Source organism: Microbulbifer mixtoriginis (SeqCode), from assembly GCF_052467705.1.
Map to the genome: position 1 here is coordinate 1,288,913 of NZ_CP174322.1, position 13,960 is coordinate 1,302,872.

10 protein-coding genes are annotated in these 13,960 nt (G+C 51.7%); 6 read left to right on the forward strand and 4 right to left on the reverse strand.

Going from position 1 to position 13,960, the window contains the following annotated elements; translation table 11 throughout:
- Nucleotides 1–549 precede the first annotated feature (549 nt).
- Nucleotides 550–1,803, forward strand: coding sequence for a capsule polysaccharide biogenesis protein (locus ACJJIB_RS05755; RefSeq protein WP_444888160.1), 1,254 nt, complete (start codon nucleotides 550–552; stop codon nucleotides 1,801–1,803).
- A 221-nt stretch (nucleotides 1,804–2,024) separates the two neighbouring features.
- A complete protein-coding gene (locus tag ACJJIB_RS05760) occupies nucleotides 2,025–3,794 on the forward strand; it encodes a DEAD/DEAH box helicase (protein ID WP_444888161.1) in 1,770 nt (589 codons plus the stop codon).
- Nucleotides 3,795–3,875: 81 nt separating this feature from the next.
- Here the strand turns inward: ACJJIB_RS05760 and ACJJIB_RS05765 are convergent, their stop codons facing one another.
- Both ACJJIB_RS05765 and ACJJIB_RS05770 read right to left on the reverse strand, forming a co-directional pair.
- Nucleotides 3,876–4,415, reverse strand: coding sequence for a cytochrome b (locus ACJJIB_RS05765; protein WP_444888162.1), 540 nt, complete (start codon nucleotides 4,413–4,415; stop codon nucleotides 3,876–3,878).
- Nucleotides 4,416–4,516: 101 nt separating this feature from the next.
- Nucleotides 4,517–5,452, reverse strand: a complete 936-nt coding sequence (locus ACJJIB_RS05770; protein ID WP_444888163.1) for a LysR family transcriptional regulator — start codon at nucleotides 5,450–5,452, stop codon at nucleotides 4,517–4,519.
- A 181-nt stretch (nucleotides 5,453–5,633) separates the two neighbouring features.
- On the opposite strand from ACJJIB_RS05770, the gene metE reads away from it, so the two are divergent.
- The gene (metE, locus tag ACJJIB_RS05775; protein WP_444888164.1) at nucleotides 5,634–7,865 is read left to right on the forward strand and encodes a 5-methyltetrahydropteroyltriglutamate--homocysteine S-methyltransferase; all 2,232 of its coding nucleotides are present in this window, start codon (nucleotides 5,634–5,636) and stop codon (nucleotides 7,863–7,865) included.
- Between the two features lie 76 nt (nucleotides 7,866–7,941).
- Here metE and ACJJIB_RS05780 read toward each other — a convergent pair whose 3' ends face one another.
- Together ACJJIB_RS05780 and pepQ are read right to left on the reverse strand one after the other, a co-directional pair.
- On the reverse strand, nucleotides 7,942–9,993 hold the full coding sequence (locus tag ACJJIB_RS05780) for an amidohydrolase family protein (protein ID WP_444888165.1): 2,052 nt from the start codon (nucleotides 9,991–9,993) through the stop codon (nucleotides 7,942–7,944).
- 280 nt (nucleotides 9,994–10,273) lie between these two features.
- Nucleotides 10,274–11,587, reverse strand: coding sequence for a Xaa-Pro dipeptidase (gene pepQ / locus ACJJIB_RS05785; protein ID WP_444888166.1), 1,314 nt, complete (start codon nucleotides 11,585–11,587; stop codon nucleotides 10,274–10,276).
- 83 nt (nucleotides 11,588–11,670) lie between these two features.
- Between pepQ and purU the strand changes: the two genes are divergently transcribed.
- From purU to ACJJIB_RS05800, 3 genes are all read left to right on the forward strand, one after another.
- Nucleotides 11,671–12,507: a formyltetrahydrofolate deformylase gene (purU, locus tag ACJJIB_RS05790; protein ID WP_444888167.1), complete on the forward strand. Its 837-nt coding sequence runs from the start codon at nucleotides 11,671–11,673 to the stop codon at nucleotides 12,505–12,507.
- A 32-nt stretch (nucleotides 12,508–12,539) separates the two neighbouring features.
- Nucleotides 12,540–12,992 carry a hypothetical protein gene (locus ACJJIB_RS05795; RefSeq protein WP_444888168.1) on the forward strand — a complete coding sequence of 151 codons (453 nt, stop codon included), beginning with the start codon at nucleotides 12,540–12,542 and terminating at the stop codon, nucleotides 12,990–12,992.
- Nucleotides 12,993–13,100: 108 nt separating this feature from the next.
- Nucleotides 13,101–13,832 (forward strand): PAS domain-containing protein, encoded by a 732-nt coding sequence (locus ACJJIB_RS05800; protein WP_444882582.1) that lies wholly within the window; start codon nucleotides 13,101–13,103, stop codon nucleotides 13,830–13,832.
- The last annotated feature ends 128 nt before the right edge of the window (nucleotides 13,833–13,960 follow it).

Consider the following 13,960-nt stretch of genomic DNA (forward strand, 5'->3'; position numbering starts at 1 on the left):
TGCTAGCGAGTCCCTCGTGTAATAGGCTGTCTTGGCATTATTTTCTTTACTCTCTAGAATAGCCGTCCGTGAAGTACGCCACACTCTTCAAATGAGCAATCTCAGTGAGTCATCTGTTCTGCTATATATAAAGTGAAGGCTACTGGTGTCTATTCCGGTTCCTATAGAGTCTGCTTCCAACCCCATTACTGAAATGAATTTTGAATCTGCATCAATTTAGCAGAGAAGTATCCACAGGCCCGCATCGTTATTTAAGGGGCAAACTTGTCTCTAAAGGTGGCTTTTCAGGCTATCGCCTGATGGATAAATTTGCAGTAATGTATCCTGAAGGCCTGTTTATGCCGCTAAATTAGTGCCTGTACAATCGATGTTCGTTTTTTGTTCAGAAATTCTTGGGCTATTGTATGACCAGCTTTGTGTTTCTTGTTGCGATGTTTATTGGTCTGCTATAGCAGTGGTTTGTATGTGATGAGTTATCGATCGTACCCTTGATGTTTCATTGTTCAGTTTCAATGCCCCTAGTAGGGTGACTCCGGAGTAGGCCTATTCATGTCTGTGGCAGTATTTTTACAGGGACCGCATGGCCCGTTTTTTGCCCAGCTGGCAAAGCGGTTTTCGCAACTCGGTGTTGTTACCCACAAGATCAACTTCAATGGAGGCGATCGCTACTTTGGCTGGGGGAACTACCAAGTAGATTTCACCGGTAGAGAAGCTGACTGGCCATCTTTTTTTCGTCGTTATCTTTCTGAGCATGGCGCTGATACGGTTTTTGCATATGGCGACTGCAGAAGGCTGCATGAAAGCGCCAAAAAAGTATGCCAATCGATGGGAGTTGCTTTTATCGTTTTCGAGGAAGGCTATCTGCGCCCCGATTTTGTCACTATGGAGTGGGGTGGGGTTAATGCTTTTTCCTCAACTGATTGGTCCAGGCAGGCAATAGATCAATATCTACCTAGAGGCTGTACCCCGGCGGCGCCAGTTGGTCATACTTTTTGGCGGCGTGCCTACTTCGCATCTGCTTATTACTTGGCTATGCGTTTTGCCCAATCAGAGTTTGCCAGTTATCGCCATCACCGGAATCGCAGTTGGTTACAGGAAGGCGTCTGTTGGCTGAGAAGCTTTTATCGTAAGGGGCTCTATAAGTTCAACGAACGCGGCCTTATCCGCCAGATGACTGGAAAGTACAGTGGCCGTTTTTACTTGTTTCCTCTGCAGACCTGCGATGATTTTCAGTTGCGCAAGCATTCTGACCTGCTCTCGATTGAGAATGCGATAGATGTCGTGTGTAAATCTTTTGCACGAAATGCGCCTGAAGATACGGTCATTGTTTTTAAGCACCATCCGATGGACCGCGGCTTTTGCCACTATCAAAGGCTGATCAGTGTACTGGAAGCGCGTTATCGGATAAGTGGGCGGGTGATTTATTGTCATGATCTGCATTTACCGACCTTGTTGGACCATACAAGGGGAGTGGTAACTATCAACAGTACTGTGGGCATTTCCGCACTGCTTCATAAGGTGCCTACCAAGGTAATGGGGCGGTCCTTATATGATTTGCCGGGTTTGACGCACCAGGGCAGCCTTTCTAGTTTCTGGAAACAGCCAGAGCCGGTAGACATCAATTTTTTCCGGCGTTTTCATACTTATCTGTATGAGCGCACACAGGTGGATGGCAGCTTTTCCCGGGGGCTTAAGTCGACAGTGGACAGGGTTTGTGCCCGCTTGAAGGAAGTTGGTAGAAAAGACCCCATTTTGCCGCTATCAAAGCCTGTCGGCACTAATATCAGGACCGATGCAAAATGAGTGTTCAGTGGTTTTTTCACTAGATTGCGGCCCCTGCCTGGTCTTTTCTCTTCTATCATTCTCCCACTGTGGGGCCGAGATTTCGCAGCTGTTGTGGCTTTCTTCTGATATCTGCTTAAAAAACAGGCTGATCTGGGACGCCTAACCTGTTAGACTGCGCGACCTTTTGACCCACCGCTCCGGTCCCACGACAGGGACTTAGGCTTCAAGTGAATTCCGAAATGACCGATACCCCAAAACCGGCCGGCTTCGACCAGCTGGGCCTGCCGCCTGAAATCCTAACTGCCATCGAAAAACTGGGCTATGAGACCCCCTCTCCGATTCAGGCACAGACAATCCCCTCCCTGTTGGAGAATCGCGATGTGCTGGGCCAGGCCCAGACCGGCACCGGCAAAACAGCTGCTTTTGCACTGCCTTTACTGTCCAAACTGGATCTGAAAAACCGTCGGCCGCAAGCTTTGGTACTAGCGCCGACTCGTGAATTGGCTATCCAGGTAGCTGAGGCGTGCCAGGCTTATGCTTCTAACCTGAAAGGCTTCCACGTAGCTCCAATTTATGGCGGTGCCGACTATCGTGGACAGATCCAACAATTAAAACGCGGTGTGCAGCTAGTGGTGGGTACCCCTGGCCGAGTGATGGATCATATGCGTCGCGGCTCCCTGGACCTCTCCAATCTGAGTACCTTGGTGCTGGATGAGGCCGATGAAATGTTGCGCATGGGTTTTATTGACGATGTGCAGTGGGTATTGGAACAGATTCCGGAAGAGCGCCAGATCGCGCTGTTCTCCGCCACCATGCCCAAAGAGATCGCTCGGATAGCTCGCGAGCATTTACACGAGCCGGTTGAAGTCAAAATCCGTGTTAAGCAAGAGACTGCGGAGACCATCCGCCAGCGCTACTGGCCCGTGGGCGGTTTGCATAAACTGGATGCCCTGACTCGTATCCTCGAAGCCGAGCCAGTAGATGCCACGATTATTTTCGTACGCACCAAAAACAGCACTGTTGAGCTTGCAGACAAGCTGGCCGCGCGCGGTTTTGCCAGTGCCGCCCTGAATGGCGATATGGCGCAGAACCTGCGCGAGCAGGTAATCGATAAGCTTAAGAACGGCAAGCTCGATATCGTTGTGGCCACTGATGTGGCAGCGCGCGGACTGGATGTGAAGCGTATCAGCCACGTGATCAACTACGACATCCCTTACGATACCGAAGCCTATATTCATCGTATCGGTCGTACCGGCCGCGCGGGTCGTGAGGGGGATGCCATCTTGTTTGTGGCGCCGCGTGAACGCCGTATGCTACGTGTTATTGAGAAGGCTACCAAGAAACCCATTGAGAAGCTGGAGTTACCCAGTGCCGAGATGGTTAACAGTGCCCGTATGCAGCGCTTCCGCGAGCGTATTACCGCAACCCTGGAAGGCCAGACAGACCTGGCACCCTACCGCATGCTGGTGGAGGAATTCCTCGCCCAGAATGAAGTGGACCCATTGGATGTCGCTGCTGCCTTGGCCTCCATGGCTCAGGGTGACCAGCCGCTGCTGATCAAAGAGCAAGAGTCCAAGCCGCGCAGGGAAAGGGAACGCCGCGAGCGGGACGATGATTTTGAAGGGCGTCGTCGTAAGAAAGACGGTTATGACAAAGACCGCAAGATGCCAGCACCCGATGAGGGGCTGGAGCGCTACCGTATCGAAGTTGGTCGCGAGCACGGTGTGCGTCCGGGTGGTATCGTTGGTGCCATTGCCAACGAGGTGGATCTGGATAGTTCCTTTATAGGTCGTATTGAGATCTATGGAGACTTCACCACCGTGGACCTTCCGGAAGGTATGCCCAAGGAAATCTTCCAGCATCTGAAGAAGGTACGGGTGGCTGGTAAGCCCATGAAGATTTCCCGTTTCGATGAGTCGGCCGTTAAGGCGAAGGGCAAACCTAAAGGTAAGCCCAAGGGCAAACCCAAGGGCAAGCCCAAGTTCAAACGGGATAATGGCGGGGAGTAATCTTTTCCCAGCGAGTCCCGAGGCATAAAAAACGGCGCTTATAGCGCCGTTTTTTATGCCGCAAATCTAGGGTAGCTGTGCCTAGCGCTGCGGTAGCATACGGGTCAGAGTGCTATCGCGCATGACGAAGTGGTGCCAGAGCGCGGCGGCAATATGCAGTCCCACCAATATCAGCAGGGCCGGCCACAGAACATCCTTATGCAGGAAACCGAGCTGCTTGCCCAGGTCTGAATTCTCTGCCAGTAGGCGCGGTAGGGCAAAAAGGCCAAAAAACTCTGTATCCCTGCCGAACAGCTGGCGCATCGCAATACCCGAAACCGGCATTGCCAGTAAAACCAAGTAGAGAGCACCATGGGTCAGGTTGGATAAGGCCTTCTGCCAGGAGCGGCCCTGGATCTGCGGGCGCTTGTGGCGCGCACGCCAGTAGAGACGAACTGCCAGCAGCATTAACACCGCGACACCCAGAGAGAAGTGCAGGCGCATAAACCAGCCGCGCATTGGGTCGTCGCGTTCAAAGAATTCGTGCAGCTCTACGGCGCCCCATACCGCCAGTAGTAGAATCACAAACAGCCAATGCAGGCCTTTACTCACTGAGTTCCAGCGATCATTCGTTGTGGACATAGAACGTCTCCTGTAAAGCAGCGCCCAGCACGGGCGTTAGGTTGCGGCGGGCGTGTGCACCCGCTCCAGTTATCTGTTGCTGATAGTAGTGGCTAGTCCGCTTAACTCGCCGTGCGAATCCCGTTTAGATGGCTAAAACAGGTATCCCGGGCGGTCCGCAGAAAGTCAGCGGCATAGGCTTGCTCCAGCATCTCCTCGCGTACGGCGGCATAAAGGGTACTCCATAGACCCTTTTTTCCCAGACGCAGCTGCGCCACAAATCCTTTTTGCAGATATTCGTGCAAGGCCCAGTTGGGCAGAGCGCAGACACCCCGGCCACTGGCCACCAGCTGCACCATCATAACCGTCAACTCTGCCGTGCGTACACCCGCGGGCTCGATGCCAGCGGGCTCGAGGAAATTCTGGAAAATATCCAGCCGCTCCCGCTCCACTGGGTAAGTGATCTGTACCTCCCCGGCCAACTCCCCGGGAGTCACCCAGCGGCGTTTGGCATCATCTTGCAATAGGGGATGTTTGCGGCTGAGTGCTAGGCACATCTCAAAGCTGAATAGTGGCTGATAGTGGATGCCTTTCAAATCCCGGTCTGGATTAGAGGTGACCACCAGATCCAAGTCACCGCGGGTAAGGGCTGGTAGCGGTGCGAAGTGAAAGCCACTGCACAGATCCAGCTCCACCTCGGGCCAGTCGTCGCGATAAGTATTCAAAGCCGGCATCAACCACTGGTAACAGCTGTGGCATTCGATGGCGATATTCAAGCGTCCCGACTGGCCGGAGGCCAGCCGTGCCAAGTCTCGCTGGGCTAGAGCCGCGCGCGGCAATATGTCATCGGCCAACTGCAGCAGGCGCAAGCCGGCGCTGGTAAAGCGCAGCGGGCGGGATTTACGCACAAATAGTGGCAGGTTGTGGCGCTCCTCCATTTCCCGGAATAGATGTGAGAGGGCCGATTGGGTCAGGTGTAGATGCTCAGCGGCGCGCACCAGGCTGCCAGTCTCACGCAGAACAGAGAGGGCGCGCAGATGGCGCATTTCTATCATCATTAAAATTATTCATGTTTATGGCAAAAAATATGAAATTGATTGAATAACATTGCAGGCACACAATCAAGTCTAAGCCTCACAAGTGGTGAAGCCGCAATCGGTAGACAAATAGCGCCGACATGTGTGGGCAGGAAAAAAGGGCTTGGCCCCTCTCACAGGAACGGACTTGGGAAAGTAGAAAATGGTGCAAACGCATGTCCTTGGTTATCCGCGCATCGGCGCTGATCGCGAACTAAAGAAAGCTCAGGAAGCCTATTGGCGCGGTGAAATATCTCAGCAGCGGCTACTGGAGGTTGGTGAGAGTATTCGCCGGGAGAACTGGCAGGCCCAGGCAAGTGAGGGGCTCAATTTAGTGACGGTTGGCGATTTTGCCTGGTATGACCAGGTGCTCAATCATTCGCTGATGTTTGGTGTGGTTGCTGAGCGCTTTGCCGAAGGGGCTGCGAACAATAAATTGGACCAGTACTTTCGTCTGGCCCGCGGCCGCGCGCCCTCCGGTCAACCGGTTGCGGCGAGTGCCATGACCAAGTGGTTTGATACCAATTATCACTATTTAGTGCCAGAGCTTCACGAGAAGCAAACTTTTACCCTGGATAGTAATTGGTTGCTGGAAGAAATACGTGAAGCACAAGCCCTGGGTTATAAGGCCAAGCCGGTGGTTCTTGGGCCGCTCACTTACCTCTGGTTGGGGCGGGGTGTTGATGATGTTCTGGATTTACTCGCCAATCTATTGCCCTGCTATACGGAGCTGTTTTCCCAGTTTGAAAGCTTGGGGGTGGAGTGGGTGCAAATTGATGAGCCGATTCTCGGCTTGGATTTGCCAGAGCAGTGGCGCAAAGCGTTTCACGCTGTGTATGCCCAACTCAACCACACGGCAAATTTGCAATTGCTGCTGACGACCTATTTTTCCCCGTTGAGGGAAAACCTGCAGTTGGCTTTTTCCCTGCCGGTTGCGGGAGTACACATTGACTGCGTACGGGCGCCAGAGGAGCTTGCGGAAGCCGCGCAGTTGCTTGGGGAAGATCAGGTACTTTCCGCGGGGGTACTGAATGGCCGCAATGTTTGGCGAGCGGATTTGCAGAAGTGGCACTCACAGCTGAAGCCTCTGGCGGATCGTTTGGGCGAGCGCCTATGGCTTTCGGCCAGCTGTTCACTACTGCACAGCCCGGTGGACTTGGATACCGAAACATCGTTGCCGGCTGAGCAAAAACAAAAGCTTGCCTTCAGTCGCCAGAAGTTAGCGGAGTTGGCCCAGTTGCAAAAACTATTGGCCGAGCCAGTTCCATCAACGGCCACTCCTGTAGAGAATCCTATCGCCGGCAACTCCGTCACTGAGCGCTTACAGGACAGCTGGCGTGCACAGCGCTATCAGGAGCGCGCGGAACTGCAGGAAAAATGCTGGCAGTTACCACTGTTGCCGACCACCACGATCGGTTCTTTCCCACAAACGGACCTATTGCGCAAGGTACGCCGCCAGCATCGCAGCGGTGAGATCAGTGAGTCGGATTACACCCAGCATTTGCGTGCGGAGATTGCCGAGGCGATCCGTCGCCAGGAAATTCTTGGCTTGGATGTGTTGGTACACGGTGAAGCCGAACGCAACGATATGGTGGAGTATTTTGGCGAGCAACTGCAGGGGTTTGTGCATACTGGCAATGGTTGGGTACAGAGCTATGGGTCCCGCTGTGTAAAACCGCCCATTATTTTCGGTGACATTTCTCGTCCACAGGCTATGACGGTGGAGTGGAGCCGCTATGCCCAGAGCCTGACCCAAAGGCCGGTAAAAGGCATGCTCACAGGTCCAGTGACGATTCTCAACTGGTCCTTCCCTCGTGAGGACATCCACCGAAGTGAAAGTTGCTTGCAGATTGCCGAGGCATTACGCCAGGAAGTATTGGATCTTGAGAAAGCGGGTATAGGAATCATTCAGATTGATGAGCCGGCTTTGCGCGAAGGGGTTCCCCTGCGTGAATCCGAGCATGCTGATTATTTTGCCTGGGCGGTGGGATGTTTTCGTTTTACCTGTAGCGAGGTAAAAGCGGAAACCCAGATTCACACCCATATGTGTTATAGCAATTTCAATGCAATCATGGAGGCGATTGTCTCCTTGGATGCGGATGTCATTACTATCGAATCAGCCCGCTCAGATCTGCGTCTGCTCAGTGCTTTTGCCGATAGGAATGGCGGTTACCCCAATGAAATAGGGCCGGGAATTTATGATATCCACTCCCCTAATGTGCCTGAGCGGGAGGAGCTGGTTGAGCGTCTGAAGAAAATTGCCGAAGTAGTGCCGATACAGCAGCTTTGGGTGAACCCAGATTGTGGCTTAAAAACCCGCAGCTGGGCCGAGGTGGGCTCCTCCCTACTGAACATGGTGGAAGCGGCGCGTACTGTGCGCAGCGAGTTGGCCTAATATTTGGCTAATAAAAAACCGGCAGTCTTTCTGACTGCCGGTTTTTACTTTTCTTTTTTTGCTTACCGCTTTCTCTTTATTCAGACTTGGCTGCAATGGTAGTCGTACCATTTATTTCAAATGGTACCGAGGGGTGAAATGGTTTGATGCCCAGGGCTTGATACAGTTCATCAGGGCGATAGAGATTTTGCCCTTCAATAACCAATGCGGTGCGACGCAGTGCGCTGATATCTTCCAGCGGATTACCTTCCAGTAAAACCAGGTCTGCATTTTTACCCACGGTGATACTGCCAGTATATTGATCGGCTCCCATTACCTGGGCAGGTACCAGTGTGGCAGTACGTAGTACATCCATAGCGGGTATACCGGATTTGGCATAGAGCTCCAACTCGCGCAGCAGGGTAAACCCGGGAATACCATCGGAACCCGCTACCATGGTCACCTTGTGCTCATGCAGTTTACGCATCATTTTCAGCAGGGCATCGGCGGAGAGGTCGTAGTCATCCCTGTGTTCCGGTTTTACATCCAGCTCGGCACCGACAAATGCGCGCTGAATATTCACCGGTAAATGGCCGGCGATATCTTCAAACTCCGGATCTATTTTGCCAGGTTGGCGCAGCAACATAGAGCTAAATACGGTAGTCGTGGCATCTACCACTGTACCTTTCTCAGCGAGTTTATCCAGGAATTCATCAACCTCTGCACTTTCCAAGTCCAGCTCGTGGGCATGTTCACCAATTTCGGTAAAACGTAGTTTTTTGCGGGTGTCGATCTTGCCCATAAAATTGAGGAACAGCATATTGATATGCTGGATTTCATCAAAGCCGGCATCCACCGCTTCCTCTGCGGTCATAAAGGCGGGGATATGCCCGGATAAGCGCATGCCGTTTTCGTGGATATGTTTGGCTAAGGGTGCGATCCACTCGGGCTCCATGGAACTGTAAGTTTTTATCTGCTGGTAGCCATGTTCCGCATACCACTCGACAATTTCCTTGGCTTCTTCCAGGCTATCTGCCGTTTTACCCATGCGCATGGCATTTTCACTTTCCCTGTCCATAAAGCCCGCACGGAACAGGTCACCGCCGATAATCTGTTCGGATTCATACAGGCCGGAGATGCGCATAATATTTTCGTGGGTATTACCGATATCGCGCACATTAATAATACCGGCGGCCATATTCAGGGCACCATCAGTGGGTGATAGGTGTGCGTGCATATCCCACAGCCCGGGAATCAGGGTGTGGCCTTTGGCATCGATACGGGTGGCGTTTTGGACTTTGATTGGGCGGCGGCTAATCTTGGTGATTTTGCCGTTTTCCACCAGTAGGTGGCGACGCTTGCGAAGCTTGCCCGCTTCTACATCGACCAGATTGACGTTGCTAATCAGGATCGGTTGGGCGGAGGTATGGGTGTGCTTTTCGGCGATATCCAGTAAATACTGGTCGGAAGCGGCAACCTGGTGTTCTTTGAGTTGTTGCAGGTGGGATTTATCCCAGCCTTTGCGCAGTATGGCGAACCAGCCTCCTTCATCGGCAGCAAACAGATCACCGGATTCATCGTACCAGGCCAGGTCCGGAGTAAAACCCAGGCCACTCACACCGTAGAGATACACGGTTTTCTTCTCATCGCCCTGCTCAAGAGTGAGCTGATCCAGCTTGTGTAGCTGAGCTTGTCCTTGGGGTAGTAAACCTATGCTGTGATCCTTATCGGCAAGTAGCGCTTTTACCAGCTGGGTTTGTACGGCCAGAGTCGAGTTTTTGGGAATATAAAACTGCGCTTCGGAAGTTTTTGCGCTGCCGTGTTCATCGGTGCCTTGCCAAGTGGCCACACCATCTTTCAGTGTAAATTCTTCATTAACTGGCGCGCCAAAGGGGCTGATACCTTCAATGTGGACCTGCTCGGGCATTTTGGCCGCGCCGATCGTGAAGCTTTCCTTTAGATTGAGTCGGCGGTTATTCCAACCGAGCTTTAATTCTCCGGAAATTTTCGAGCCCTTTTGTTCGATCACCTCGCTGCCGGCGATACCCTCTTTATCGTAAAAGATATATTCGATTGATTTTGCATAGGCGCAATTGGCCGTGGCAAATACCGCTGCGGCGACCAGTGTCGCTAGCCTGGACTTTTTCATAGGGTGAACCTTTCTTGTTGTTTTTGCGCAGGGGAGGTTGGCTGTTTTTTACTATTCAGGCAAGAGATAGCAGTACAGAGAGTGATGGCTTTAGGAGTAATTTCGGCAGAAGGATGAATCAGGGCGACAGGGCGTTGGGATAAACCTCAGTGGTTTTTTATTTTACCTGTTAAGGGTGAGGGAGAGCTTGAGGAGATCCGGCAACCTGGAAGACAGCAAAACCTGCCAGATTGCCTTACTCTTGGCGAGAGCGAGTTAGAGTATTTGTTTACCTATGGCATTAATACTCTGCCTCGCAGGCGCGGGTGAGGTTCTCGTTCGCTTCGGCACCCACCACAATATTGTCCTCAATACGCACGCCGCCGTAGGGGCGGAACTCTTCAACCTTATTCCAATTAACTTCACTGGTAAGGGAGGAGACTTTCAATTCCGCAAGCAGACTATCGATAAAATAGAGCCCCGGCTCAATAGTAAACACTTGGTTTTCTTCAATAGTGCGGCTGGTGCGCAGGAAAGGGTACTCCGCAGGTGGGGGTGTGCTACCGCCATCGGGGCCACTCTGGTGACCACCCACATCATGTACCTGCAGACCGAGGAAGTGGCCCAGACCATGAGGCATAAATGGCCGGGTTAATCCGGACTCCACCGCACTCTCGGCAGAAGATTTGATGATATCGAACTGGGCCAGCAATTCGCCAACTTTCAGATGGCACTGGCGGTGTAGATCCGGGTAGGGCAGACCGGGCTTGAGGCCGTCCACCAGTTGCAGCTGTTTTTCATCCATCGATGCCACCAGCTGAGCGAACTCGCTGTCGGCATAGCTATAGGTCCGGGTGATATCCGCACAATAGCCATTGCAATCGGCCCCGGCGTCGATCAGAAAGGTTTTTAATTCTGTGCCGGGCAGGCGTTGGGTGGAGAGGTGGGTGTAGTGCAGTATCGCCGCGTGTTCATTGAGGGCCACGATATTGCCGTACGGCATGGTGTTCTCGCCCTGGCCGGTAGCACTCAAGTAGGCTTGGTTGATCTCGAACTCGCTGGCGCCACCGCGGAAAGCCAGTTCAGCGGCTCGGTGCCCTGCCACCGCAATGCGGTTGGCCTCGCGCAGGCAGGCGACTTCATAAGGGGTCTTGTTGGCACGCGCCCAATGTAGACGGTTGATTAGGATTTCGGGGTTGATCTCACCGAGTGGCCAGTCCTGGAACCTGTCGGCCTCACCAATGAAGGCGGCGTTATCCGCGTTTAGGAATTCCCGGGCATCTGCTGGCTTACTCAACAGCTCGATATCGTAGAGCTCACTCCAGAAGGTCTGTGGCGCGGGTGGGACATAGTGCCAGAAGTCCACCGGGCGATAGAACAAGAGTTTGGGTTTCTGCCCGCGCCTGAAGATCACCCAACTGTTGGGGTTGTCGGTGATCGGTACCAGGGCCTTGAACTGGGGATTGACCTTAAAAGGGTAGGGGTTGTCATCCAGAAACTGCATCCTGGGTGCACCGCTGAATACATTCAGGGTATCGAAGCCGCAGGACTCCAATATTTCATCGTAGCGGCGGCACAGGGTGGCCATATGATCTGCGTAAAGGTTTTTATCCATGTTCTCCCCGGAATGGATCGCTGAATCGATTAGACGGCATAGTGTATAGTCTGAACTCTGGATATTTGGCCTGAAATTCGACCATGGAAAAGAAGATACTGCTAACCGACTGCCCCGATGATAAGGGCCTGATCGCGAAGATTACCAATATTTGCTACAAGCACCAGCTCAATATCATCAAGAATGATGAATTTGTAGACCGCGCGGAGGGCCGCTTTTTTATGCGCACCGCCCTGGAAGGTATCTTCAACGACACTACCTTCCTGGAAGATTTGGATATGGCCCTGCCGCAGGGAGCCGAGCGGCGCCTGGTGTCCACCAAACGCAAGCGCCTGGTGTTGATGGTGACACACGAGCCTCACTGCTTGGGTGACATCTTGATGAAGTGCTATTCGGGCGCACTGGATGTTGAGATAGCCGCTGTGATTGGCAACCACCCAGACCTGGGTGGGTTGGTAGAGAAGTTTGATATTCCCTTCCACTGTGTACCGGCACAAGACCTGAAACGCAGCGAGCACGAGGAAAAAGTGGCTGCTCTGGTAGATGAGTACAATCCGGATTACCTGGTTCTGGCCAAGTATATGCGTGTACTCACCCCGGAGTTTGTCGCTCATTATGCTGGCCGAATTATTAATATTCACCACTCCTTTCTGCCGGCCTTTATCGGGGCCAAGCCCTATCAGCAGGCCTATGAGCGCGGAGTTAAAATTATCGGTGCCACCGCTCACTTTGTGACTGATGATCTGGATGAGGGCCCGATTATTGAACAGGATGTAATACATGTGGATCATGCCTATTCGGCGGAGTCCATGGCGGATGCGGGCCGCGATGTGGAAAAGTTGGTTTTGTCCCGCGCACTGCAGTTACTGTTGCAGGAGCGGGTATTTATCCATGGCAATAAAACCGTGGTATTCAAATAATTGATAAAGTCTCCTGAGGCTAATAGCCTTTTATGGAAGCTATTGATGAGCCAAGAGGGCTTGCTGTGCTGAATAAAAATAAATTTAACTCCCCATTTTCCCCAATACGACTATTTGGGGGCTTGGCAATTGCCCTGATATTGACAGGCTGTACCAGTAACAGCCCGATACCAGGAATGAAGGAATCCTTTGAGACAGAAGTTGCTCCCAATGGCGCCAAGCGTTTTACTTTTACGTTAAAGGGAAAGCAGCGTGATATCCCTGCGCCAGTTGTGGCAGGTTCCAGTGCGCAGTCCCGTATGCCGAGAGGGCCAGTGGAGAGCGGTGGCCCTTCAAGTCGTCGGGTAGAAGCCTATTTTGATTGGGCTCTGGAGCAGAAGTTGATAGAAACCGGTTTCTGCGAGCGTGGTTATTTTGAAATTGAGCGAATTATCTCCCCATATGGGGGAGAAGTGCGGGGTGAGTGTAGAGAGGGGGCATTTTGATACTTTTAGTGTCTTGATTAGAAAAACTTATTGAGTTTGTTAATTTTTAAGAGGTTAGTCAGTAAGCTCAGCTATATTCCAGTTTTATACAAAATGTAAATAAGAATAATGAAGTATAAATCAGTCTTGGAACAGGTCTCTACGCAGCAGATCATTGCAGTGTTTGACCTTATATCAGATATTATTTTCTGGGTAAAAGATGAATCCGGCTATGTGGTGCATTGTAACCGGGAATTTATTGAGCATGTCGGCTGCAGGTCATTACATCAGGTAGTTGGCCGTTCAGATATGGATTTTTCCCCTTCTTATCTCGCTAAAAACTATATACGTGATGACAAAAGGGTGATGTCAGGAGAGACGATTACAGATCGTCTGGAATTGAATATTGGTAAAACAGGCGAGTTAGTTTGGTTTACGACATCAAAGCGCCCATTAAAGAGTGCCAATGGAGAAATCATAGGAACCTATGGTGTAGCTCGAGACCTTAAAGAAACGGTTAAGACTCTCTCTAGAATGGATAAACTTAAAAGGCCAGTTGAATACATAAAAAATAACTATAGTCAGCCAATTGCGGTTGAAGATTTGGCAGAGGTTGCGAGTTTATCGGTTAGTGCACTAGAGCGGCGATTCAAAAAATATCTGGATAAAACACCCATGCAATTCGTTCGGGAAGTCAGATTAGAGAACTCTCGTCGTATGCTGGTGGAAACACAAAGCCCAATATCTGAAATTGCTTATCGGGTTGGCTTTACATCTCATAGTTACTTCAGTAGACACTTCAAAGGCATGTTTGGACAACTTCCAGCAAATTATCGTAGTGAAGTTCAGTCCAATATATAAACACCGAACAAGCTGAGTGTCCTCAGCTACTTTAGAGAGAGTTGTGTGTTAACTTCCCCCGATGAGTTGACAGCCGCCCATTTCATTCATTTCCGGAAATTCTAGACCCGAGTTTGACTTGGGATTTT

What these genes read in the sequence shown, in the direction of transcription:
- ACJJIB_RS05755 (WP_444888160.1), top strand. Translation starts at nt 550, where the DNA reads ATGTCTGTGGCAGTATTTTTACAGGGACCGCATGGCCCGTTTTTTGCC.
- ACJJIB_RS05760 (WP_444888161.1), top strand. Translation starts at nt 2,025, where the DNA reads ATGACCGATACCCCAAAACCGGCCGGCTTCGACCAGCTGGGCCTGCCG.
- ACJJIB_RS05765 (WP_444888162.1), bottom strand. Translation starts at nt 4,415, where the DNA reads ATGTCCACAACGAATGATCGCTGGAACTCAGTGAGTAAAGGCCTGCAT.
- ACJJIB_RS05770 (WP_444888163.1), bottom strand. Translation starts at nt 5,452, where the DNA reads ATGATGATAGAAATGCGCCATCTGCGCGCCCTCTCTGTTCTGCGTGAG.
- metE (WP_444888164.1), top strand. Translation starts at nt 5,634, where the DNA reads ATGGTGCAAACGCATGTCCTTGGTTATCCGCGCATCGGCGCTGATCGC.
- ACJJIB_RS05780 (WP_444888165.1), bottom strand. Translation starts at nt 9,993, where the DNA reads ATGAAAAAGTCCAGGCTAGCGACACTGGTCGCCGCAGCGGTATTTGCC.
- pepQ (WP_444888166.1), bottom strand. Translation starts at nt 11,587, where the DNA reads ATGGATAAAAACCTTTACGCAGATCATATGGCCACCCTGTGCCGCCGC.
- purU (WP_444888167.1), top strand. Translation starts at nt 11,671, where the DNA reads ATGGAAAAGAAGATACTGCTAACCGACTGCCCCGATGATAAGGGCCTG.
- ACJJIB_RS05795 (WP_444888168.1), top strand. Translation starts at nt 12,540, where the DNA reads ATGGAAGCTATTGATGAGCCAAGAGGGCTTGCTGTGCTGAATAAAAAT.
- ACJJIB_RS05800 (WP_444882582.1), top strand. Translation starts at nt 13,101, where the DNA reads ATGAAGTATAAATCAGTCTTGGAACAGGTCTCTACGCAGCAGATCATT.